Raw genomic sequence first — 20,396 nt, forward strand, 5'->3', positions numbered from 1 at the left:
TCGCCTTGACCTCGCGGGATCGGGGCGCCCTCTCGCTGGCTGACCGATGGCGTGTGGTGGATGGCGCAGCGAAGTAAAGGAGGAGGCAACGGCGCAGCCGTTGACGGGGGACATGAGCGGAGTCAGCCACCACACGCCATCGGGCGAAGTGGTCTCCGCGCTACGACCGAGGCTTCAAACCACCACAGGCTCCGGCTCCAGCCGGATGCCAAAGCGCTCGTACACACTGGTCTGGATCGCCTTGGCCAGCGTCATCACCTCACCACCGGTGGCGCCGCCCCGGTTCACCAGCACCAGCGCCTGTTTTTCGTACACGCCGGCGTGGCCCACGCTCTTGCCCTTCCAGCCACAGGCATCGATCAACCAGCCCGCGGCCAGCTTGATGCTGCCGTCTGCCATGGGGTAATGCACCACTTTCGGATCGCGCGCGATGATGTCGGCGCACTGCTCGGGCGTCACGGTCGGGTTCTTGAAGAAACTGCCGGCGTTGCCGATCACCGCCGGGTCGGGCAGCTTGGCACGGCGGATCGCCACCACCCAGTCAAAAATCTGGCGCGCGTCGGGCGCGTGGATACCGGTTTCGGCCATCTTGCGCTCCAGATCCAGGTAACCCAGCACCGGCTTCCAGGGCTTGGGCAGCCAGAAACGCACCCGCGTGATGAGCGCGCGGCCCGCCAGGCCCAGCCCCTTCTCACCGGCCGGCGCGTGCTTGAACACCGAGTCGCGGTAGCCAAAACCGCATTGCGCGGCGTCGAGCGTGAACGCCTGACCGGTCTGCAGGTCGATCGCGTCGAGCGAATGAAAGCGGTCCTGCAGCTCCACACCGTAGGCACCGATGTTCTGCACCGGCGAGGCCCCCACCGTGCCCGGAATCAGCGCCAGGTTCTCCAGACCCGGCCAGCCCTGCTCCAGCGTCCAGGCCACGAAGTCGTGCCAGTTTTCACCGGCACCGCCCTCCACCACCCAGCCCCTGGCGTTGTCTTCGACCAGACGGCGCCCGGCGATCTCGACCTTGATCACCAGAGGCTTGATGTCGCCCGTGATCACCAGGTTGCTGCCGCCACCCAGCACAAAGGCCCGCGCAGCGGCGCCGCCGTCTACCCACTCGGGGCTGTTCATGAGCTGCGCCACCTCGGCGTCCGAGCCCACGCGCACCAGCCGCTGCGCACGCGCGACGATGCCAAAACTGTTGTAGGGCTGGAGCGCCACGTTGTTCTCGACTAACATCCCCGGATTGTCTCATTCACGCTCTGCGAATCCACCACCATGCCCTCTTTTGACACCGTACTCGAAGCCGATTTTGTGGAAGTGAAGAACGCGATCGACCAGGTCTCGCGCGAGATCGGCACCCGTTTCGACTTCAAAGGCACCAGCGCCGCCATCGAACTCAAGGACAAGGAAATCATCCTGCACGGCGACGCGGACTTCCAGCTCCAGCAAATCGACGACGTGCTGCGCAACAAGCTGACCAAGCGCGGTGTGGACGCGCGGTTCCTGGACGTCGGCAAAGTCGAGAAGGTCGGTGGCGACAAGGTCAAGCAGGTGGTCAAGGTGCGCAACGGCATCAGCACCGAAGACGGCAAGAAGATCCAGCAGGCCATCAAGGGCAGCAAGCTGAAGGTGCAAGGCGCCATCCAGGGCGACGCCGTGCGCGTGACCGGCGCCAAGCGCGACGACCTGCAGGCCGCCATGGCGCTGATCAAGAGCGAGCTGAAAGACCTGCCCCTGTCGTTCAACAATTTCAGGGATTGAATGGTGCCCCCCGCGCCGCGCTGCGCGCGTCACCCCCCAGGGGGCGGCGTTGGCGGCCCGGCAAAGCCGGTTCCGCGACGCCCTGGACCCAGACCCCTCATGCCCACGTCTTTGCTGACCGCACTCGTCCTTGCGCTCGCTGCCGGAACTTCGTACGCGCAGTCGGTGGCGCTGTCGGGTGTTGCCAGCGGCAAGGCCCTGCTGACCATCGATGCCGCGGCACCGAAGTTTGTGAGCCCGGGGCAGACGCACCAGGGTGTGAAGCTGTTGAAAACGCAGGGCGAAACGGCGGAGGTGGAGGTCGATGGTCAGCGCCAGACCCTGCGCGTGGGCGATGCGCCGGTGAGCGTGGGTCGAGGGGTCTCCAGCGGTGGCGGCGGTGCACAGCGCATCGTGCTCACGGCCGACGCCCAGGGCCACTTCATGCCGTCGGGTCAGATCAACGGCAAGACCGTTCAGTTCATGGTGGACACGGGCGCCACGCAGGTGGTCTTGAGCGAGTCCGACGCCAAGCGCATCAACCTGAAATACGAACAAGCGCAGAAGGTCCAGGTGAGCACGGCCAATGGCGTCGTGGTCGGCTACCAGCTGAAACTGGACTCGGTGAAGATCGGAGACACCCAGGTGTATGGCGTGTCAGGCATCGTGCTGCCGCAGCCCATGCCCTATGTGCTGCTGGGCAACAGCTTTCTGACCCACTTTCAGATGCAGCGCAACAACGACCAGCTCACGCTGGAAAAACGCTTCTGAAAATCAAAGTGACGCTTTCTGCGCCGCTGTGACCACGATCTCGATCTTCCAGGCCGGATTGGCCAATGCGGCCTGGACCGTGGCACGTGGCGGCGCGGTGCCCGGCACCACCCAGGCGTCCCACACCTCGTTCATGGTGCCGATCTCGCGGATGTCGGTCAGGTAGATCTGGGTGCGCAGGATGCGCGACTTGTCGCTGCCCGCATCCAGCAGGCGCTGCTGGATCTGGTCCAGCACGTCCTGGGTCTGGCTGCGGATGTCGGTGTCACCGCGCTCGGGCACCATGCCCGCGAGGTAGACCACGCCGTTGAACACGGCTGCTTCGCTGTAGCGGGCGGCCACGCCGTGGCGCACGATGTCATGGTTCATGTCTTTTTGGCTCCGAGTTTGCTTTCTTTGCCGGCCAGCAGCCGGTTGATGTTCTCCGCGTGGCGCCACACCAGCAGGATCCCCATGACCGCCAGGCTCAATACCATCACGCCCGGTGCGTCCCAGGCCACATGGTTGCCAAACAGGTAATAGGCCGGCGCGAACAGCGCCGTGACGATGGAGGCCAGCGAGGAATAGCGGAAGAAGAAAGCGATGATGACCCAGGTGGCCAGCGCCGCCAGCCCCAGCCAGGGGTTGAAGCCCAGGATCACGCCCGCGGCCGTGGCCACGCCCTTGCCGCCCTGGAAACGGAAGAACACCGGGTACAGGTGCCCGAGGAACGAGGCCAGTCCCACCAGCGCCACCGTTCCGTCGCCCAGGCCCCAGGTCGCGCCCCACCCCATCACCACCACCACCGGCAGCCAGCCCTTGAAGGCGTCCAGCAGCAGCGTGACGATGGCCGCGGCCTTGCTGCCCGAGCGCAGCACGTTGGTGGCACCGGGGTTCTTGCTGCCGTAGGTGCGCGGATCGTTCAGGCCCATCAAGCGGCTGACCAGCACGGCGAACGACAGCGAGCCGATCAGGTAGGCGGCCACCGTGGCCAGCAGCGGATAAACGAATTCCAACGGGAGCTCCTCGTGTTGTGCGTGGCCGGACACAGCGGCGCGCGCGCCCGGCGGTGCGCCTATTCTGCCAGCGCGCAATGCACCGGCCTGGCGCCCAGCGGACCGGCCAGCACCGCCGGATCGATGCCCACCAGAAAACCCCGCCGCCCGCCATTGATCCAGATCCGGGGCAGCTCCAGCACCGAGGCCTCCACCCAGACCGGCATGGCTCGCTTGAGACCGAACGGCGAAGTGCCGCCCACGAAGTAGCCGCTGTGGCGGTTCGCCACCTCGGGCTTGCAGGGCTCGATCGACTTGGCCCCGGTCTGTCGCGCGAGGTTCTTGGTAGACACCGTGCGGTTGCCATGCATCAGCACCGCCAGCGGCCGCGCCTGCTCGTCCTGCATGATCAGCGTCTTAACCACCGCGAACGGGGCCAGCCCCAGCACCGCCGCGCTGTGCTGCGCACCCCCGTGCTCCAGGTACTCGTAGGGATGCTCGGTGAACACCACGCCACGGGCCTTGAGCCAGGCGGTGGCGGGGGTTTCGGAGACATGGGACTCCCCCCTGCGCCGCTTCACGGCTTCCCCCCTCTCTGGCGCGCTTTCAGCGCTGGGAGGGAGGACGGCACCTGCGGCCTGGCAGAGCCAGTTCCGCGGCGCCTCTCGACGCCCCCCCCGCATGCGGCACACCGATGCTTCATTGGGCAGGGTCGCGAACTTCCCAGCGGATTTTGTCAATCTCTTTGAGCAGTTCGGGTGAGAGCGTGGTGCCCCAGGCGTCCAGGCATTCGTCGAGCTGGGCCAGCGAGGTCACGCCGATGATGGTGCTGGCCACGCGCCAGTTGGTGTAGCAGAACGCCAGCGCCATCTGCACCGGGGTCAGGCCGTGTTCGCGTGCCAGCGCGTTGTAGCGGCGCGCGGCGTCCAGCGCCTCCGGGCGGCCCCAGCGCTGCTTGCGCATCGAGTCGTAGAGGGCCATGCGACCGGCGTCGCCCACCAGGCCGGTGGCATCGTATTTGCCGCTCAGCAGGCCAAAGCCCAGCGGTGAATAGGCCAGCAGCGACACCCCGAGGCGGTGGCAGGTTTCGTCCAGCCCGTTCTCAAAGCTGCGGTTGATCAGGCAGTACGGGTTCTGCACCGTGGCCACGCTGGAGAGCCCGTGTTGGGCGGCCAGCCGCACGAACTCGTGCACGCCGTAGGGCGACTCGTTGGACAGGCCGATCGCGCGCACCTGGCCCGCCTGGACCAGCCCGCTCAGGGCTTCGAGCTGCTCCAGAACGGAAGGCATGGGCCGGTCTTTCGAGGGATCGAAATAGAGGGCGCCAAACGTGGGCATGTTGCGCGCCGGCCAGTGGATCTGGTACAGGTCGATCACGTCGGTCTGCAGGCGGCGCAGGCTGGCTTCGCAGGCCTCGACGATGCCGGCCTTGCTCACCTCGGGACGCAGCCAGGGCATGCCGCGCGCCGGGCCGGCCACCTTGGTGGCGAGCACCACTTTCTGGCGCGCGCCCGGGTTCCTGGCGAACCAGTTGCCGATGATGGATTCGGTGGCGCCGCAGGTCTCGGCCTTGGCCGGCACGGAGTACATCTCAGCGGTATCGACGAAGTTGATGCCGCGCTCCAGGGCGCGGTCTAGGATGGCGTGGGCGGCGGCTTCCTGGACCTGTTCGCCAAAGGTCATGGTGCCCAGGCAGATGGGGGTGACTTGCAGGCCGCTGGAGCCCAGTGCAACAGTGTTCATGGAGGGGTGTGCAAATGCGTATGGGGTGATAAAAAGGGACCGGATCGGTCTATAAGTTTATGGCCGACGGCGGGGCCGGGTTGTCTCCGCCGAAACCCGTCCACACGCCCCTTCAGGAGACTTGCCCATGCGCCGCTTGTTCACGCCCGTCCACGGGGCCTTGTGCGCCCTTCTGTGCCTGGCCTTCGCGGGTTGTTCGTCGTTGCCGGGTCGGGGCACGCCAGACGGGTCGCCGGGCACGTCAGCGGAGCCAAGCCCCGTGATGGCATTTCCCGCGGCGATGGCCTTCGATGCGGGGCGCTCGACCGTGAAGCCCGCCCTGGCGCGCCAGCTCAATGCGCTGGCCAACCGGCTCAACACGAGCCCGGGCACGCGGGTCAACATCCTGGGGCATGGCGACGACAAGCGCAGCGATGCGGCCAACCGCCTGCTGGCGCAGGACCGCGCGCTGAGCGTGCGCGATTACCTGATCGCCCGTGGCGTGTCGATCATCCGGCTGCGCGCCGAGGGTCGAGCGGCCAACCGGCAGCTGGAGATCCACCTCAGCGATGCCGCACCACCCAAGGCCGCGCGCTGATCAGGCCCGCGCACGGGCACGCTCCTCTTCCTGCAGCCGCAGCACGCGCCGCTGCACCTTGCCGGTGGTGGTCATGGGCAGCGCGTCCACAAACTCGATCTCCTTGGGGTACTCGTAGGGCGCGAGCTTGCCTTTCACGTGCGCCTGCAGTTCGGCCGTGAGCGCCCGCTCGAACGCCGGCTCACCCAGGACCCGGCCGGCTTGCGCCGCCAGGTATTCCTGCGCCAGCACTACGTAGGCCTTGACCACCGCGCCGCGCTCGGCGTCGGGCTTGGGCACCACCGCGGCGTTGGCCACGGCCGGGTGTTTGACCAGGCAGTTCTCGATCTCGCCCGGCCCGATGCGGTAGCCCGCGGCCTTGAACACGTCGTCGGCTCGCCCCTGGTACCAGAGGTAGCCATCGGCATCGCGCACCGCCATGTCGCCGGTGCGGCACCAGCTGTTGCTCATGTCCCCGGTGAACTTGGCGCGCGTGGAGGCTTCGTTCTTCCAGTAGCCGAGGAAAAAGATCGGATCGGGCTGGCCATGCACGTCCAGCCGGTGCACCGCCACGTCGCCCGGCACGCCCACCGGGCACTCCTGGCCCTCGTCGTCGATCACGGCCACGCGGTGGCCCGGATAACCCTTGCCCATGCTGCCCGGTTTGGCAGGCCACAGGCGCGCGCAGTTGCCCACGATGTAGTTGATCTCGGTCTGGCCGAACATCTCGTTGACCGTCACGCCGAGCTGCCGCTGGCAATAGGCGAACACGGCATCGCCCACCGCCTCGCCCGCGCTCATGATGGCCTGCAGCCGCAGCGTGTAGCGCTGGCGCGGCTCGGGAAGGGCTTTCATCATGGCCTTGAGCGCGGTGGGAAACAGGAAGCTGTGCGTCACGCCGTGGCGCTCCAGCAGCTCGAACGCGGTCTGTGGACTGAAGCGCCCGTTGTAGCCCACGATGGGCCGGCCGAAGTACAGCGTGGGCAAGAGCGCGTCCATCAGGCCACCGGTCCAGGCCCAGTCGGCCGGCGACCAGAACACCGCCTGCGAAGGCACCGAGGTGTCGAACGGATCGAAGCCGAACCAGTTCTGGCTGCAGACAAAACCGGTGAGGTTGCCGATGAGCGCGCGGTGCGGAATCAGCGCGCCCTTGGGGTTGCCGGTGGTGCCGCTGGTGTAGATCAACACGGCGGCCTCGTCGGCCAGGGTGTGCACCAGGGCAAAGTCGGGCGCGGCCTGCGCCAGCACGGCCAACCAGTCCAGCGCCCCCGCCCGGGCAGGCTGCACACCCACCGCGACCACGGTGTGCAGCAGCGGGCAGGCGCCGCTCACGGACTGCACGGCGTCGAGCGTGCTGGCGTCGCAGATCGCCACCACGGCCTCGCTGTCGTGCAGGCGGTATTCCAGCGCCTCGGGGCCGAACAGCTGCGACAGCGGCATGCCCACGGCCCCCATCTGCAACACCGCCATGTAGGCCACCGCGGTTTCAAAGCGTTGCGGCAGCACGATGGCGACGCGGTCGCCGCGCTCCACCCCCATGGCCACGAGCGCGTTGGACAGGCGGTTGGCCTGGTCCTGCAGCTCGGCGTAGCTGTGGTGGCGGTCGGACTGGCCCGTGGCGCAGGCAATGACCGCGGTGCACGCGGCGCTGGCGGGCTGCGCCGCCCAGCGCCTCAGACAGACCTCGGCCATGTTGAAACGATCGGGCACCTGCCAGCGAAACCCGCTGTGCAGCGCGTCGTAATGGTCCACCGCCGCCGGGCGGCGCGTGGGCGTGGGCGTGGGCGTGGTCTTGTCCCGGCCTTGACTCTGCGGCATCGCCTGTCTCCATCGTGTTCTCTATGATCCGGCGAATGTACCAAGCCCTGAACCCATCCCGCAGCGAGTTGGTCCCGATCCGCGGCCTGTCCTATCACGTGCGCGTCTGGGGTCAGGCCGACGCCGCAACGCCGCCCCTGGTGCTGGTGCACGGCTGGATGGACGTGTCCGCGTCGTGGCAGTTCATGGTGGACGCCTTGCAGGCCCGGCGCTGGATCATCGCGCCGGACTGGCGTGGTTTTGGCCTGACGCGCGGCGAGGGGCCTGCGCCCGACAGCTACTGGTTCCCGGACTACCTGGCCGATCTGGACACCCTGCTCGACCACTACGCCACCGGGCAGCCGGTGGATCTGGTGGGCCACAGCATGGGCGGCAACGTGGCCATGATGTACGCCGGCGTGCGGCCGCAGCGCATCCGCCGGCTGGTCAACCTCGAAGGCTTCGGCCTGCCCGAGACCCGCCCGGCCCAGGCACCCGAGCGCTATGCGAAGTGGATGGACGAGATCAAGGCCCTGCACCGCGGCGAGATGGAGCTGAAGGCCTACGACTCGGTCGAAGGCGTGGCGCGGCGCCTGATGAAGACCAACCCGCGCCTGCCGGCCGACCAGGCCGAGTGGCTGGCCGCACACTGGGCCGCGCCCGACGCGCAAGGGCGCTGGGTGGTGCTCGGCGACCCCGCGCACAAGGTGGTGAGTGCCCACCTCTACCAGGTCGAAGAGGCCCTGGCCATCTACCGGCGCATCAGCGCGCCGGTGCTCAGCGTGACCGCCAGCGACGACAGCCTGGGCCAGTGGTGGAAGGGCCAGTTCTCGCTGGCGCAGTACCACGAGCGGCTCCAGGCCGTGCCCCGGTTGCACAGCGCCGTGGTCAACGATGCCGGCCACATGCTGCACCACGACCAGCCCGCCGCGCTCGCCGGACTGATCGAAACCTTCCTGGCGTGAGAAAATCGCGGTTTCGGCCGGGCGCCGCACATGTGCGGTGCCGGCCGACCCATTTTCCGCACATCGACAGAAGGCACCCATCATGGAAGCAGAACGCGTCAACTCCATCCGCAACCAGCTCGACGACCTGACCACCCGGGTGGTCGAGCTCCGGAGGTATCTTTGACTACGATGCCAAAGCATCGAAGCTGAAGGAAGTCGAGTCCGCGCTGGAAGACCCCACGGTCTGGAACGACCCCAAACGCGCCCAGGACCTGGGTCGCGAGAAGAAATCGCTCGAAGACGTGGTGCTGGTGCTCGACCGTCTGAGCAACGAGCTGTCCGACAACACCGAGCTGTTCGAGATGTCCAGCGAAGACGGTGACGACGCCGGGCTGATCACCATCGAAGGCGAAGCCGCCAAGGTGGCCGCCGAGGTGGAGAAGCTCGAATTCCGCCGCATGTTCAACAACCCGGCCGATCCGCTGAACTGCTTCCTGGACATCCAGGCCGGCGCCGGCGGCACCGAAGCCTGCGACTGGGCCAGCATGCTGCTGCGCCAGTACCTGAAGTACTGCGAGCGCAAGGGTTTCAAGACCACGATCGAAGACGAGACCGCGGGCGACACCGCCGGCATCAAGGGCGCCACGATCAAGATCGAGGGCGAGTACGCCTTTGGCCTGCTGCGCACCGAAACCGGGGTGCACCGCCTGGTGCGCAAGAGCCCGTTCGACTCCTCGGGCGGGCGCCACACCTCGTTTGCCTCGGTATTCGTCTACCCCGAGATCGACGACTCGATCGAGATCAACATCAACCCGGCCGACGTGCGCACCGACACCTTCCGCGCTTCGGGCGCCGGCGGCCAGCACATCAACAAGACCGACTCGGCCGTGCGCCTCACGCACATCCCCACCGGCATCGTGGTGCAATGCCAGGACGGCCGCAGCCAGCACAGCAACCGCGACGTGGCCTGGAAACGCCTGCGCTCGCGCCTGTACGACTTTGAACTGCGCAAGCAGCAGGAAGAGCAGCAGAAGCTCGAAGACAGCAAGACCGACGTGGGCTGGGGCCACCAGATCCGCAGCTACGTGCTGGACAACAGCCGCATCAAGGACCTGCGCACCAACGTCGAAATCTCCGCCACGCAGAAGGTGCTGGACGGCGACCTCGACGCCTTCATCGAAGCCTCGCTCAAGCAGGGCGTCTGATGGTCCAGGCCCTGATCTTCGACATGGACGGCACCATGATCGACTCCATGCCGTCGCACCAGCGCAGCTGGGTCGAATTCACGCGCCGGCGTGGTCTCGCCATCGACGTGCCCGACCTCATGCGCCGCACCACCGGCCGCACCGGCGTGGAGTGCATGCGCGAGCTCTTCGGCGACCTCACCGACGCGCAGGCCCAGGCTTTCGTCGATGAGAAGGAGGCCGTCTACCGCGAGCTGTTTGCGCCCGTTTTCAGCGAGGTCGCGGGTTTCAAGGCCTTCCTGGGGGCCGCGCAACAGCGCGGGCTCGCGGTCGGCGTGGGCACGGCGGGTGACCGCCACAACCAGGCCTTTGCCTACCAGCATCTGGCGCTGGGCCAGCCCCTGCCCACGGTGGGCGGCGACGAGGGCCTGCCCGGCAAGCCCGAGCCTGCCATCTTTCTGGAAGTCGCGCGCCGCCTGGGTGTGGTGCCCGAGCGCTGCATCGTGTTCGAAGACGCGCCACTGGGCATCGAGGCCGCGCGGCGCGCCGGCATGCGCGCCGTCGCCATCTGCAGCTCACACCCGGCTCAGGAACTCGGTGGCCCGCACGTGCTGGCCCGCGTTCCCGACTACCACGCCCTGATCACATCCCGTTTCCTGGAGACACTATGACCCCCTTGCGTGAAGCCAGCGGCCCGACCACCGTGGTCCGTCGAGAAGACTACGTTCCTCCGGCGTTCTGGATCGACACGGTCGAACTGGTGTTTGACCTGGACCCGGCCAAGACCCGGGTACTCAACAAGATGCGCCTGCGCCGCAACCCGGACGTGGCCGCGCAAGCGCTGCGGCTCGATGGCGAGGACCTGAACCTCGCGCGCGTGCTGGTCAACGGCGCGGGCTGCTCGTTCAAGCTCGACGGCCAGACCCTGGTGCTGGAGAACCTGCCCGAAGGACAGGACCCTTTTGACCTGGAGATCTTCACCACCTGCGCGCCCGAGAAGAACACCCAGCTCATGGGCTTGTACGTGAGCCAGAGCACCTTCTTCACCCAGTGCGAGGCCGAGGGCTTTCGCCGCATCACCTATTTCCTGGACCGCCCGGACGTGATGGCCAGCTACACCGTCACGCTGCGCGCCGACAAGGCCAGGTACCCGGTGCTGCTGTCCAACGGCAATCTGGTGGAACAAGGTGACCTGCCCGACGGGCGCCACTACGCCCGGTGGATCGACCCGCACAAGAAGCCCTGCTACCTGTTCGCGCTGGTGGCGGGCCAGTTGGTGGCGCGCGAGCAGCGCATCGTGGCGCGCAACGGCCGCGAACACCTGCTGCAGGTCTATGTGCGCCCCGGCGACATGGACAAGACCGAACACGCCATGAACTCGCTGATCGCCAGCGTGGTCTGGGACGAGGCCCGCTTCGGCCTGCCGCTCGATCTGGAGCGCTTCATGATCGTCGCCACCAGCGACTTCAACATGGGCGCGATGGAGAACAAGGGCCTCAACATCTTCAACACCAAGTATGTGCTGGCCAACAGCACCACCGCGACCGACACCGATTTTTCCAACATCGAGTCGGTGGTGGGCCACGAGTACTTTCACAACTGGACCGGCAACCGCGTGACCTGCCGCGACTGGTTCCAGCTGAGTCTGAAAGAAGGCCTGACCGTCTTCCGCGACCAGGAGTTCAGCATGGACCTGTGCGCCGAGGCCTCGGCGCGCGCGGTCAAACGCATTGAAGACGTGCGTGTGCTGCGCACCGCGCAGTTCCCCGAAGACGCCGGCCCCATGGCGCACCCGGTGCGGCCCGACAGCTACGTCGAGATCAACAACTTCTACACCGTCACGGTCTACGAAAAAGGCGCCGAGGTCGTGCGCATGATGCAGACCCTGGTGGGACGCGCCGGCTTCGCCGCGGGCATGAAGCTGTACTTCGAACGCCACGACGGCAGCGCCGTGACCTGCGACGATTTCGCCCAGGCCATGGCCGACGCCAACCCCTCGTCCGACCTCGCGCGCCTGCTGCCCCAGTTCAAGCGCTGGTACAGCCAGGCCGGCACGCCGCTGGTACAGGCCTGCGGTGTGTACGACGCAGCTGCGCGCAGCTACACGCTCACGCTCACACAAAGCTGCGCCCCCACGCCGGGTCAGGCCCACAAGGAGCCGTTCGTGATTCCGGTGGCGATGGGCCTGCTCGACGCCCAGGGCGCCGAGCTGCCGCTGCAACTGGCCCACTGGAGCCAGCCCGAGACCGGCACGCGCAGCTTCGTGCTGACCGAGGCGGTGGAGAGCTTCACCTTCATCAACCTGGACAGCGAGCCGGTGCCGTCGCTGCTGCGCGGCTTCTCCGCCCCGGTGGTGCTGGACTTCGACTACAGCGATGCGCAGCTGCTCGGTCTGCTGGCGCACGACACCGACCCGTTCAACCGCTGGGAGGCCGGTCAGCGCCTGGCGCTGCGCCGCGCGCTCAACGCGATCCACGCCGACGGCCCGGTGGCGCGCGAGCCGCTGGACGCGGCCTACCTCGACGCCATGCGCTCCGTGCTGCGCCACCCCACGCTGGACGCCGCGTTCAAGGAACTGGTGCTGACCCTGCCCAGCGAAACCTACATCGCCGAACAGCTCGACGTGGTGGACCCGCAGCGCGTGCACGCCGTGCGCGAGGCCATGCGCGAACAGCTCGCCCAGGCCCTGCACGACGACTGGGTCTGGGCCTATGAGGCCCACAAGGACAACGGCGCCTACCGCCCCGACCCGGTGAGCACCGGCCGGCGCGCGCTCGCCGGCATGGCGCTCGCCATGCTCTGCCTGGCGGCGAGAGAAAACGGCAACCCGGTCTGGCCCGGCAAGGCCTACCAGCGCTTCAAGGACGCTGGCAACATGACCGACCGCTTCAACGCCCTGGCCAGCCTGGTCGGCAGCGGCCAGCCGCTGGCGCAGGATGCCCTCGCGCGCTTCCACACCCTGTTCCGCCACGAGGCCCTGGTGCTCGACAAATGGTTCGCCCTGCAGGCCGGCGCCCCCGACCGCGGTGGCAACGTGTTGCCCGCCGTGCGCCGCCTGCTCGCCCACCCGGACTTCCACCTGCGCAACCCCAACCGGGCACGCAGCGTGATCTTCAGCTACTGCAGCGCCAACCCCGGCGCCTTCCACCGCGCCGATGCGGCGGGCTACACCTTCTGGAGCGAACGCGTGATCGAGCTCGACGCCATCAACCCTCAGGTCGCCTCCCGCCTGGCGCGCGCACTGGACCGCTGGAAGAAGCTCGCCGAACCCTACCGCGGTGCGGCGCGCGAAGCCATCGCCCGCGTGGCCGCCAGGCCCGACCTGAGCAACGACGTGCGCGAGGTCGTCACCCGCGCCCTCGCCGACTAAGGAGAACCATGACCAAACGCATCTCACTCACCCGCTACCTCGTCGAACAGCAGCGTGTCGACGGCCACATCCCCGGCGACCTGCGCTTGCTGCTCGAAGTGGTCGCGCGCGCCTGCAAGAGCATCAGCCAGGCCGTCAACAAAGGCGATCTCGGTGGTGTGCTTGGCGTCGCCGACACCGAGAACGTGCAAGGCGAAGTCCAGAAACAACTCGACATCATCGCCAACGAGGTGCTGATCGAGGCCAACGAATGGGGCGGCCATCTCGCCGCCATGGCCAGCGAGGAAATGGACAGCATCTACGTGGTGCCCAACCGCTTTCCCCAGGGCGAGTACCTGCTGATGTTCGACCCGCTCGACGGCTCGTCCAACATCGACGTCAACGTGTCCATCGGCACCATCTTCTCGGTGCTCAAGAAGGGCAACGACAACCCCGACACCATCGAGCCCGTCTGCGAACAGGACTTCCTGCAACCCGGCACCAGCCAAGTGGCCGCGGGCTACTGCGTCTACGGTCCCCAGACCACTCTGGTGCTGACCGTGGGCGACGGCGTGGCCATGTTCACGCTGGACCGCGAGCAGGGCTCCTTCGTGCTGACCCGGGAAAACGTGCAGATCCCGGCCGACACCAAGGAATTCGCCATCAACATGAGCAACATGCGCCACTGGGACGCCCCGGTGAAGCGCTACGTGGACGAATGCCTGGCCGGCAAGGAGGGCCCGCGCGGCAAGGACTTCAACATGCGCTGGGTCGCGTCCATGGTGGCCGACGTGCACCGCATCCTCACCCGCGGCGGCGTTTTCCTGTACCCCTGGGACAAGCGCGAACCCGAAAAGCCCGGCAAGCTGCGTCTGATGTACGAAGCCAACCCCATGAGCTGGCTGGTCGAACAGGCCGGCGGCGCCGCCACCAACGGGCGCCAGCGCATCCTCGACATCCAGCCCACCAAGCTGCACGAACGCGTCAGCGTCATGCTGGGCTCAAAGAATGAAGTCGACCGGCTGACCAGCTACCACAGCACGCTATAATCTTAGGCTACAAGCCGGTGTAGCTCAGTCGGTAGAGCAGCTCATTCGTAATGAGAAGGTCGGGTGTTCGATTCATCTCTCCGGCACCAACAAGTAAAAGCCCCTTCACAGCCATGCTGTGAAGGGGCTTTTTGCTGGTGGTCTCGGTTCAGCGGTTCAGCTGTCGTTGGCCAGCAGCCGGAAGCCTTTGCCGCGCATGCAGTGCGCCACCATGAGCTCTTGTTCGGACTTGGGGATCTTGCTCAGGCCCACCTGAAAGCGGCAGTCGGACAACTGGGTGTAGGTGTCGTCGGCGCTCACATTGGGCTTTTGCCAGGTGGGTGGCTTGGAAGAGGCGCATCCCGCGAGCACCAGCGCCGCGATCAGCATCCCTGCGGTCTTGATCATCGAAAAATCCTTGGGTAAAAAAACAGGCGGTCGCAGCATAACAAACGCCGCCCCGCCTGTTCCCCTTAGGGGCATGGCGCTCAGGCCACCATGCCCGGATTGCCTTCCATGCCGATGAGCTGCGGGGTGTTGATCTTCACGTCCTTGATGACCTTCTTGTCGCGCAGGTAGCCCGAGACCAGATCCCAGATCGGTTCGCCCTGCACGCCCTCTTGCACCGAGGCCCAGCCCGCGACCTTGTACTTCTTGTCGGCATCGATGGGTTTGCCTTTGAGGGTCATGTTGTTGATGCGCTGGCCAACCGCGGCCATGGGCGTCAGGCTGTAGCTCAGACCGCCCACGCGCACCATGTCGCCGCCCTGCTGGTAGTAGGGGTCGGGGTTGAAGATGTTGTCCGCGATGTCTTCGAGGATGCCCTTGATCTGTTCGCCGGTGAACTCGTTGAGCGTGGTGGCCGGGTAGGTGAGCGCCATCTGGTCCATCATGCGTTCGTAGGTGATCACGTCGCCGGGCAGCAGCGAGGTGCCCCAGCGCACGCCGGGCGAGAACGACATGTCGGCGCCCTTGCCTTCGATCAGGGCGTCGCAGATCACCTGGTCCCACGAGCCGTTGAAATTGCCGCGGCGGTACAGCAGGTCCTCGGTCACGGCGAGCTTCTCTTCGAGCTTGTCCTTGAACGGCGCGCGCACCTTGTCGATGTAGGCCTGCATGGCCTTGTCGGCCGGCAGCAGGTTGGAGAACACGGGCAGCAGCTTGTAGCGGAAGTCCTGCACCTTGCCGCCGCGCACGTCGAAGTCGAGCACGCCCAGGTACTTGCTGTTGGAGCCTGCGTTGGTCACCAGGGTCTGGCCGCCGGCGTTTTTCACGATCACCGGTGCGGGCATGCCGTCGTGGGTGTGGCCGCCCAGCACGGCGTCGATGCCGCGCACGCGTGAGGCCATCTTGATGTCCACGTCCATGCCGTTGTGCGACAGCACGACCACCACCTGCGCGCCCTTGGCGCGGGCTTCGTCCACCGTCTTCTGCATGTTCTCGTCCTGGATGCCGAAGGACCAGTCGGGCACCATGTAGCGCGGGTTGGCGATCGGGGTGTAGGGGAAGGCCTGGCCGATCACGGCCACCTTCACGCCGTTCATCTCGCGCATGGAATACGGCGAGAACACGAGGTCGCCGAAGTCGGTGGTCTTGACGTTCTGCGCCAGGAATTCGATGTGGCCCTTGAAGTCCTTTTCCACGATCTCCTGCACGCGCTTGGCGCCGAAGGTGAATTCCCAGTGGGGGGTCATCATGTTCACGCCCAGCAGCTTGCAGGCGTCCACCATGTCCTGCCCGTTGGTCCACAGCGAGGTGGCCGAGCCCTGCCAGGTGTCGCCGCCGTCGAGCAGCAGCGCGTGCGGGCGGCTGGCCTTGAGCTGTTTGACCAGCGTGCTCAGGTGCGCGAAGCCCCCCACCTTGCCGTAGGTCTTGGCGGCCTGCGAGAAGTTGAGGTAGGTGAAGGCGTGCGCCGCCGCGGTGTTGGGCTTGAAGCCGAAGTGCTTGAGCAGCTGTTCGCCCACGATATGGGGCGGGCGGCCCACCGCGTCGGCCACGCCGAGGTTGACGTTGGGCTCGCGGAAATAGATCGGCTGCAGCTGGGCGTGGCAGTCGGTGAAGTGCAGGAAGCTGACGTTGCCGAACTTGGGCACGTCGTACAGGCGCTCGCCCGCGCCGGGCGTGGCGGCCAACACATCTTTGTGGCTGAGCGCCATGCCGGTGGCGCCGGCCACGGCCAGCACCTGCATGAATTCACGGCGGCTGAAGCTCATAAACATTCCTTAAGAGAGGGATCACCCCCGCCGCGCTGCGCGCCCCCTCAAGGGGGCGGCATCCGCGGCCCGGCAAAGCCGGCCCCGCGATGCCCTGGGTTGCCAGGCACCGTGTGCGGTGGGGTGAAGGGGGTTATTGGTTGACCGGAGACTTCGGGTCGAGCAACAGCGCCATGACGTGCTGGATCTGCTTTTCGTTCAGGATCCCCATGTGGCCCGCGCGTGGCATCTGCGAACAGGCGTTGTAGGCACGCGAGTTCCACAGCTTGCCCCAGGTGTATTCCACGATGGCTTTGCCCGCCGGGCTGTTCAGGTCGGTCGCGCCGCGCAGCTTGCCGTAGTTGTAGAGGCTGGGGCCCAGGTTGCCGAAGGAGATTTCTTCCTTGCTGATCTGGTGGCAGTTGTAGCAGTTGCCGCCGTTGGCGTCGCCGGCCTTGTCGCTCCAGGTCAGGCCACGCCCGCTCTGGGCAATCTTCTCGCCCTCTTTCCAGTCACCGAGGAATTGGCCATCGCTGGGCATCTTCACGGTTTTCAGGTTGGCGGCTTCGATCGCCTTGGCGGTCACCTCGTCCAGCGGCTTGCCGGCCACGTCGGCGGCGCTGCACAGGCGGTTGGCTTCGTCTTGCTGCAGGCGGTCCACCTTGGCGATGCCGCGGTCCTGGAACGAGTTCTTCATCACCTCGGCCGCGGCCTTGTCGTAATCGGCCCCGGAAGGCGACGACGTGCAGCCGACCAGCGCCACCAGCGCAGCGGCCACGGGAATCAGGGCGTATTTCATGCTTGTGTTCATGTCGGTGTCTCCAGATCAGCGCTTGATGGCCGGCACGATGGACTCGGCGCTCTTGGCGTTGACGCCCATGTACACGCCCAGCGCGATGGTGGCATCGCTGCCGAACTTGGGCTCGGGGAAACGTTGCTGGCGGTAGCAGTCGTTCAGGCGCAGCTGCATGCCCCACATCTGCGAGTTGGACACGCGGTAGGCGGGCCAGGCCGCAAAGCCGATGCCGTCCCCCGGGTTCTTGGTCAGGTTGGGCAGGTCCTGCAGGCGAATGCGCCCGCCGTCGGTGCCGTGGCACGAAGCGCACGAAAAGTCGTGCGGGCCACCACGCGCGAAGAACAGGCGTTTGCCCACCTCGTACATGGTCTTTTCCTGCTCGTGGGCTTGCGACAGGTTGAAGCGCATCCCCTTGGAGGCTGTCGCCACGTAGGTGGCGAGCGCCGTCACGTTGGCCATTTCGCCCTTGCCGAACGGCGTCTTCATGATCTCGGCGGCGTTGAAGCCCTGCAGGGTTTCCATGCAGGTGATCAGGCGCGTTTCCAGGTCCTGCACGCGGCCGGTGTCCTTGAAGTATTTCGGCAGTTCCACGAAGGCGCCCGCGACGACCCCGGGGCCCTTGCCCAGATCGCACTGTTCGAGCGAGGCGTTTTTCGGCCCCCGTTTTTTCTTCCAGAGCTCCTCGCCCTTCATTTCGAAAAGTTCGGCGGGGTTGCCGTCCTGCAGCATCTCGCGGTACTTGGCAATGCCGTCGAGCGTGGCGTTGCCCTGGGCATGCACGGCGCCGGCGGCGATCAGACCACCCAGCGCCAAAGCGGCGCCGCAAGCAGTGAGTTTCATGGGTATCTCCTTCGTTTTATCTGGCGCGGAGCAGAGGACCGCAAACCGGGGTCACCGCGGAACCGGCTCCGCCGGGCCGCAGGTGATGCCCCCTTGAGGGGGTCGCGCGCAGCGCGGCGGGGTGGCTCAGCCGATTCAGGCAATCGCCGCTTCGTCGGTGCGGGACTCGCCTTTGCTGTCGGTCCACTTCACCACGATCTTGTCGCCCTTGGCGCCGCCCTTGAACTTGAAGGACAGGAACGGGTTCTGCGACACCGAGCCGCTGAACATGGCCTTGAGCACGGTCTTGCCGTTGCTGGTGGCTTCCACGTCGCGGATGAAGTGGGCGGGGATGAGGGCGCCGGCCGCGTCTTTGCGGGTGCCGGGTTCCATGGGGTGGGACATGAGCACGCGAACGGTGGTGACGTCACCAGCGAGGGCGGCACGGATGCGCATCGGGTCTGCCATGATGGACTCCTATCAATTCAAAAAGTGGTTGGTGGGGTTGCGGGGTGTGGGTTCGGGGCGGTCAGCCGCCGCATCCACCCAGCGTCACCTTGGTTTCCTTGGAAGCCGAGAACAGCTTGCCGTCGGCCTTGACGACCGCGATCACGTTGGTGCTCTGGCCCATCTTCAGACGGGTCTGCACGTCGGCTTCGGTGCCGGCGGGAATGAAGAACGCACACGACAGGGGCGTGGGGTTCTTCTCGACGATCAGGTACATCTCGGTCGTGTTGGGCAGCTTGCTGGTGGCGCCCACGGGCACCACGGCGCCGTTCTCGGCGATGTCGGGCGAGACCACGCTGACCTGGTCGCTGGTGGCGGGGGTACCGCCGATGGCCTTGAGCGCGTCGTCCAGGGTCTTGACCTGGAAGCTGGCCTGCTCCACGGCGGCCTGGGCCTGGCTCTGGGTGACGATGCCCAGGGACACCAGGGTGGCGAACGCGCCGGTGGTCTTGATGGCGGTGCGGCGGGAATTGTTCATGTCGAACTCCTGATAAGAAATGGTGGGTGGGTTTATTTGTCGGGCGCGCCAGCCAGAACCCAGGCGGCCAGCAGTTTAAGTTCGTCGTCTTTCAGCGCGGCCTGTGGGGGCATGGGCACCGGGCCGTAGAGACCGGAGCCGCCCGACTTGATGCGCGCGGCCACTTTGTCCAGCGCGTCGGGCTGGCCCTTGTGTTTGGCCGCCACGTCCTTGTAGGCCGGACCCACGATCTTCTTGTCGGCCGCATGGCAGGCCAGGCAGGCGCTTTTGGACGCCAGCGCCTTGGCCGCCGCCGCATCCACCGCGAAGACACCCGCTGTGGTCAGCAGGGCCGCGGCGGCCAGGACGGTCTGTTTGAAATCCATCTTCATAGCTTAGGGTCTCCTTGGGTTGAAACGAATGGGGTTTACGAGTAGATGCGAATATATTTGAGTACAACCATGACGAATGCAATGCGCCGTGTTCCAGCGGTGGGGCTCAGCGGGCACCGGCCGCGATCCACTGCGCGATGGACCTTGCGTCGGCATCATTGAGTTGGTCTTGCGGCGGCATGGGCACGGAGCCCCACACCCCCGAGCCACCGGTCTTGATCTTGCCGGCCAGATAGGCTTCGAGGTCGGCCCGGTCCTTGTGTTTGGCGGCGATCTCGTTGAAGCCCGGCCCCACGATCTTGTTCTTCACGCCGTGGCAGGCGGTGCAGGCGTTGGTCGCCAGCAGACCTTTGACGTCGCCCCCGGCCGAGGGCGCGGCGGCCACCACCACCGCCTTGGGCGCCGGGGACGAACCCACCGGGCCCTGGGGTGCGGGCCGGGTCGTGTCGGCGCCGCGCACCGGGCCGATGATGCGGTTCTGCTCGGCGATGTTGCCGTGCGCATCGCGTGCGAACGTGGGCAACGAGGAGTGGACCACCGGATCGACGGCGCAGTTCTTCATGCAGGCCACGTTCTTCACGTCGCCCTTGCCGTTGGCCTTCCACAGCGGTTCGTAGAACGCCATGCCGTTGCGGTTGGGCATGCGTTTCTGCACCTCGGCGAGGTTCTTGTCGCTCAGCGTGAAGTCGGTGGGCACCACCTCGGCCAGGCTCAGCAGGTAGGCCAGCACGCCATAGACCTCATCGGTCTTGAGTGTCTTGGGCGCGTTCCAGGGCATGGCGCGGTTGATGTAATCGAACAGCGTGGAGACGGTCGCCACCTTCATGAGGGTCGTCTTCTGGGGCACGATGCTCTTGCCCTCTTCCAGCCCCTTGACGCGACCGGTCTTGATGTCGTCCTTCGTGGTGCCGCCGATGAGGGGCGTGAACACCTCGTTGGACTCACCGAAAGTGCCATGGCAGGAGGCGCACTTGCCCTCCCACACCGTCTCGCCCAGCGAGACACTGCCCGCGCCCGCCGGCAGACCCTTGAAGTCGGGGCGCACATCAATGTCCCAGGCCTTGACCTCAGCCGGCGTCGCATCGCGACCCATGTTGGACCAAGGTTTGTCTTGGGCGAAGGAAGAAGCAGCAGCAAGTCCCAAGGCGAGCGC

At 66.4% G+C, this 20,396-nt stretch carries 22 protein-coding genes and 1 tRNA gene; 9 read left to right on the forward strand and 14 right to left on the reverse strand.

Annotated features, from left to right (window positions below):
- Window positions 1–174 precede the first annotated feature (174 nt).
- Window positions 175–1,227, reverse strand: coding sequence for a UDP-N-acetylmuramate dehydrogenase (murB, locus tag AC07YZ_RS12265; RefSeq protein ID WP_494794933.1), 1,053 nt, complete (start codon window positions 1,225–1,227; stop codon window positions 175–177).
- A 39-nt stretch (window positions 1,228–1,266) separates the two neighbouring features.
- Between murB and AC07YZ_RS12270 the strand changes: the two genes are divergently transcribed.
- Complete coding sequence (locus tag AC07YZ_RS12270; protein WP_226492174.1) at window positions 1,267–1,752, forward strand: YajQ family cyclic di-GMP-binding protein; 486 nt, start codon at window positions 1,267–1,269, stop codon at window positions 1,750–1,752.
- Between the two features lie 99 nt (window positions 1,753–1,851).
- Window positions 1,852–2,502 carry a retropepsin-like aspartic protease family protein gene (locus AC07YZ_RS12275; protein ID WP_494794934.1) on the forward strand — a complete coding sequence of 217 codons (651 nt, stop codon included), beginning with the start codon at window positions 1,852–1,854 and terminating at the stop codon, window positions 2,500–2,502.
- Between the two features lie 3 nt (window positions 2,503–2,505).
- Here the strand turns inward: AC07YZ_RS12275 and AC07YZ_RS12280 are convergent, their stop codons facing one another.
- The 4 genes from AC07YZ_RS12280 to AC07YZ_RS12295 form a co-directional block, all read right to left on the reverse strand.
- Entirely contained in the window at window positions 2,506–2,871 is a 366-nt protein-coding gene (locus tag AC07YZ_RS12280; RefSeq protein ID WP_226492172.1) for a RidA family protein, read from the reverse strand.
- The gene (gene plsY, locus AC07YZ_RS12285) at window positions 2,868–3,497 is read right to left on the reverse strand and encodes a glycerol-3-phosphate 1-O-acyltransferase PlsY (RefSeq protein ID WP_226492171.1); all 630 of its coding nucleotides are present in this window, start codon (window positions 3,495–3,497) and stop codon (window positions 2,868–2,870) included. The genes AC07YZ_RS12280 and plsY overlap by 4 nt, the downstream gene beginning before the upstream one ends.
- A 59-nt stretch (window positions 3,498–3,556) precedes the next feature.
- Window positions 3,557–4,057, reverse strand: coding sequence for an aminoacyl-tRNA deacylase (locus AC07YZ_RS12290; RefSeq protein WP_494794935.1), 501 nt, complete (start codon window positions 4,055–4,057; stop codon window positions 3,557–3,559).
- 118 nt (window positions 4,058–4,175) lie between these two features.
- Window positions 4,176–5,219: an aldo/keto reductase gene (locus AC07YZ_RS12295; RefSeq protein WP_226492169.1), complete on the reverse strand. Its 1,044-nt coding sequence runs from the start codon at window positions 5,217–5,219 to the stop codon at window positions 4,176–4,178.
- A gap of 262 nt (window positions 5,220–5,481) precedes the next feature.
- Between AC07YZ_RS12295 and AC07YZ_RS12300 the strand changes: the two genes are divergently transcribed.
- Complete coding sequence (locus tag AC07YZ_RS12300) at window positions 5,482–5,796, forward strand: OmpA family protein (RefSeq protein WP_494795172.1); 315 nt, start codon at window positions 5,482–5,484, stop codon at window positions 5,794–5,796.
- Here AC07YZ_RS12300 and AC07YZ_RS12305 read toward each other — a convergent pair whose 3' ends face one another.
- Window positions 5,797–7,593 (reverse strand): acetate--CoA ligase, encoded by a 1,797-nt coding sequence (locus tag AC07YZ_RS12305; protein WP_494794936.1) that lies wholly within the window; start codon window positions 7,591–7,593, stop codon window positions 5,797–5,799. It lies immediately after the preceding gene.
- Window positions 7,594–7,628: 35 nt separating this feature from the next.
- Here AC07YZ_RS12305 and AC07YZ_RS12310 point away from each other — a divergent pair, with 35 nt between their 5' ends.
- The 6 genes from AC07YZ_RS12310 to AC07YZ_RS12335 all read left to right on the forward strand — a co-directional run bounded on the left by AC07YZ_RS12310 (window position 7,629) and on the right by AC07YZ_RS12335 (window position 14,190).
- Window positions 7,629–8,537: an alpha/beta fold hydrolase gene (locus tag AC07YZ_RS12310; RefSeq protein ID WP_494794937.1), complete on the forward strand. Its 909-nt coding sequence runs from the start codon at window positions 7,629–7,631 to the stop codon at window positions 8,535–8,537.
- An 82-nt stretch (window positions 8,538–8,619) separates the two neighbouring features.
- A protein-coding gene (gene prfB, locus AC07YZ_RS12315) for a peptide chain release factor 2 (protein ID WP_226492165.1) occupies window positions 8,620–9,724 on the forward strand; the annotation gives its coding sequence in 2 pieces (ribosomal slippage) (window positions 8,620–8,700 and window positions 8,702–9,724; 1,104 coding nt in all).
- Window positions 9,724–10,374, forward strand: a complete 651-nt coding sequence (locus AC07YZ_RS12320) for an HAD family hydrolase (protein WP_226492164.1) — start codon at window positions 9,724–9,726, stop codon at window positions 10,372–10,374. Before prfB ends, AC07YZ_RS12320 begins: the two co-directional genes overlap by 1 nt.
- Entirely contained in the window at window positions 10,371–13,073 is a 2,703-nt protein-coding gene (pepN, locus tag AC07YZ_RS12325; protein ID WP_494794938.1) for an aminopeptidase N, read from the forward strand. The genes AC07YZ_RS12320 and pepN overlap by 4 nt, the downstream gene beginning before the upstream one ends.
- An 8-nt stretch (window positions 13,074–13,081) precedes the next feature.
- The gene (locus tag AC07YZ_RS12330; RefSeq protein ID WP_226492162.1) at window positions 13,082–14,101 is read left to right on the forward strand and encodes a class 1 fructose-bisphosphatase; all 1,020 of its coding nucleotides are present in this window, start codon (window positions 13,082–13,084) and stop codon (window positions 14,099–14,101) included.
- Between the two features lie 13 nt (window positions 14,102–14,114).
- A tRNA-Thr gene (locus AC07YZ_RS12335) sits at window positions 14,115–14,190 on the forward strand.
- 67 nt (window positions 14,191–14,257) lie between these two features.
- Here the strand turns inward: AC07YZ_RS12335 and AC07YZ_RS12340 are convergent.
- The 8 genes from AC07YZ_RS12340 to AC07YZ_RS12375 all read right to left on the reverse strand — a co-directional run bounded on the left by AC07YZ_RS12340 (window position 14,258) and on the right by AC07YZ_RS12375 (window position 20,336).
- Window positions 14,258–14,488: a hypothetical protein gene (locus tag AC07YZ_RS12340; RefSeq protein ID WP_226492161.1), complete on the reverse strand. Its 231-nt coding sequence runs from the start codon at window positions 14,486–14,488 to the stop codon at window positions 14,258–14,260.
- A gap of 80 nt (window positions 14,489–14,568) precedes the next feature.
- On the reverse strand, window positions 14,569–16,293 hold the full coding sequence (gene soxB / locus AC07YZ_RS12345; protein ID WP_494794939.1) for a thiosulfohydrolase SoxB: 1,725 nt from the start codon (window positions 16,291–16,293) through the stop codon (window positions 14,569–14,571).
- Window positions 16,294–16,426: 133 nt separating this feature from the next.
- Window positions 16,427–17,083 carry a sulfur oxidation c-type cytochrome SoxX gene (soxX, locus tag AC07YZ_RS12350; protein ID WP_494794940.1) on the reverse strand — a complete coding sequence of 219 codons (657 nt, stop codon included), beginning with the start codon at window positions 17,081–17,083 and terminating at the stop codon, window positions 16,427–16,429.
- A gap of 15 nt (window positions 17,084–17,098) precedes the next feature.
- Window positions 17,099–17,908 carry a sulfur oxidation c-type cytochrome SoxA gene (gene soxA / locus AC07YZ_RS12355; RefSeq protein ID WP_494794941.1) on the reverse strand — a complete coding sequence of 270 codons (810 nt, stop codon included), beginning with the start codon at window positions 17,906–17,908 and terminating at the stop codon, window positions 17,099–17,101.
- A gap of 135 nt (window positions 17,909–18,043) precedes the next feature.
- Complete coding sequence (soxZ, locus tag AC07YZ_RS12360; protein WP_226492157.1) at window positions 18,044–18,355, reverse strand: thiosulfate oxidation carrier complex protein SoxZ; 312 nt, start codon at window positions 18,353–18,355, stop codon at window positions 18,044–18,046.
- A 61-nt stretch (window positions 18,356–18,416) separates the two neighbouring features.
- Window positions 18,417–18,872 (reverse strand): thiosulfate oxidation carrier protein SoxY, encoded by a 456-nt coding sequence (gene soxY, locus AC07YZ_RS12365; protein ID WP_226492156.1) that lies wholly within the window; start codon window positions 18,870–18,872, stop codon window positions 18,417–18,419.
- Window positions 18,873–18,904: 32 nt separating this feature from the next.
- Window positions 18,905–19,243: a c-type cytochrome gene (locus AC07YZ_RS12370; RefSeq protein ID WP_413465738.1), complete on the reverse strand. Its 339-nt coding sequence runs from the start codon at window positions 19,241–19,243 to the stop codon at window positions 18,905–18,907.
- A 106-nt stretch (window positions 19,244–19,349) separates the two neighbouring features.
- Window positions 19,350–20,336 (reverse strand): c-type cytochrome, encoded by a 987-nt coding sequence (locus AC07YZ_RS12375; RefSeq protein WP_494794942.1) that lies wholly within the window; start codon window positions 20,334–20,336, stop codon window positions 19,350–19,352.
- Window positions 20,337–20,396 lie beyond the last annotated feature (60 nt).

Source organism: Hydrogenophaga sp. GW101-3F08 (genome assembly GCF_059424585.1).

Excerpts from the sequence above, each read along its gene's own strand:
- AC07YZ_RS12375 (WP_494794942.1), bottom strand. The coding sequence starts at position 20,336 with ATGGGTCGCGATGCGACGCCGGCTGAGGTCAAGGCCTGGGACATTGAT.
- AC07YZ_RS12300 (WP_494795172.1), top strand. The coding sequence starts at position 5,482 with ATGGCATTTCCCGCGGCGATGGCCTTCGATGCGGGGCGCTCGACCGTG.
- soxX (WP_494794940.1), bottom strand. The coding sequence starts at position 17,083 with ATGAACACAAGCATGAAATACGCCCTGATTCCCGTGGCCGCTGCGCTG.
- murB (WP_494794933.1), bottom strand. The coding sequence starts at position 1,227 with ATGTTAGTCGAGAACAACGTGGCGCTCCAGCCCTACAACAGTTTTGGC.
- soxB (WP_494794939.1), bottom strand. The coding sequence starts at position 16,293 with ATGAGCTTCAGCCGCCGTGAATTCATGCAGGTGCTGGCCGTGGCCGGC.
- AC07YZ_RS12270 (WP_226492174.1), top strand. The coding sequence starts at position 1,267 with ATGCCCTCTTTTGACACCGTACTCGAAGCCGATTTTGTGGAAGTGAAG.
- pepN (WP_494794938.1), top strand. The coding sequence starts at position 10,371 with ATGACCCCCTTGCGTGAAGCCAGCGGCCCGACCACCGTGGTCCGTCGA.
- soxZ (WP_226492157.1), bottom strand. The coding sequence starts at position 18,355 with ATGGCAGACCCGATGCGCATCCGTGCCGCCCTCGCTGGTGACGTCACC.
- AC07YZ_RS12275 (WP_494794934.1), top strand. The coding sequence starts at position 1,852 with ATGCCCACGTCTTTGCTGACCGCACTCGTCCTTGCGCTCGCTGCCGGA.
- AC07YZ_RS12320 (WP_226492164.1), top strand. The coding sequence starts at position 9,724 with ATGGTCCAGGCCCTGATCTTCGACATGGACGGCACCATGATCGACTCC.
- AC07YZ_RS12305 (WP_494794936.1), bottom strand. The coding sequence starts at position 7,593 with ATGCCGCAGAGTCAAGGCCGGGACAAGACCACGCCCACGCCCACGCCC.
- AC07YZ_RS12340 (WP_226492161.1), bottom strand. The coding sequence starts at position 14,488 with ATGATCAAGACCGCAGGGATGCTGATCGCGGCGCTGGTGCTCGCGGGA.
- soxY (WP_226492156.1), bottom strand. The coding sequence starts at position 18,872 with ATGAACAATTCCCGCCGCACCGCCATCAAGACCACCGGCGCGTTCGCC.
- soxA (WP_494794941.1), bottom strand. The coding sequence starts at position 17,908 with ATGAAACTCACTGCTTGCGGCGCCGCTTTGGCGCTGGGTGGTCTGATC.
- AC07YZ_RS12330 (WP_226492162.1), top strand. The coding sequence starts at position 13,082 with ATGACCAAACGCATCTCACTCACCCGCTACCTCGTCGAACAGCAGCGT.
- AC07YZ_RS12310 (WP_494794937.1), top strand. The coding sequence starts at position 7,629 with ATGTACCAAGCCCTGAACCCATCCCGCAGCGAGTTGGTCCCGATCCGC.
- AC07YZ_RS12295 (WP_226492169.1), bottom strand. The coding sequence starts at position 5,219 with ATGAACACTGTTGCACTGGGCTCCAGCGGCCTGCAAGTCACCCCCATC.
- AC07YZ_RS12370 (WP_413465738.1), bottom strand. The coding sequence starts at position 19,243 with ATGAAGATGGATTTCAAACAGACCGTCCTGGCCGCCGCGGCCCTGCTG.
- AC07YZ_RS12280 (WP_226492172.1), bottom strand. The coding sequence starts at position 2,871 with ATGAACCATGACATCGTGCGCCACGGCGTGGCCGCCCGCTACAGCGAA.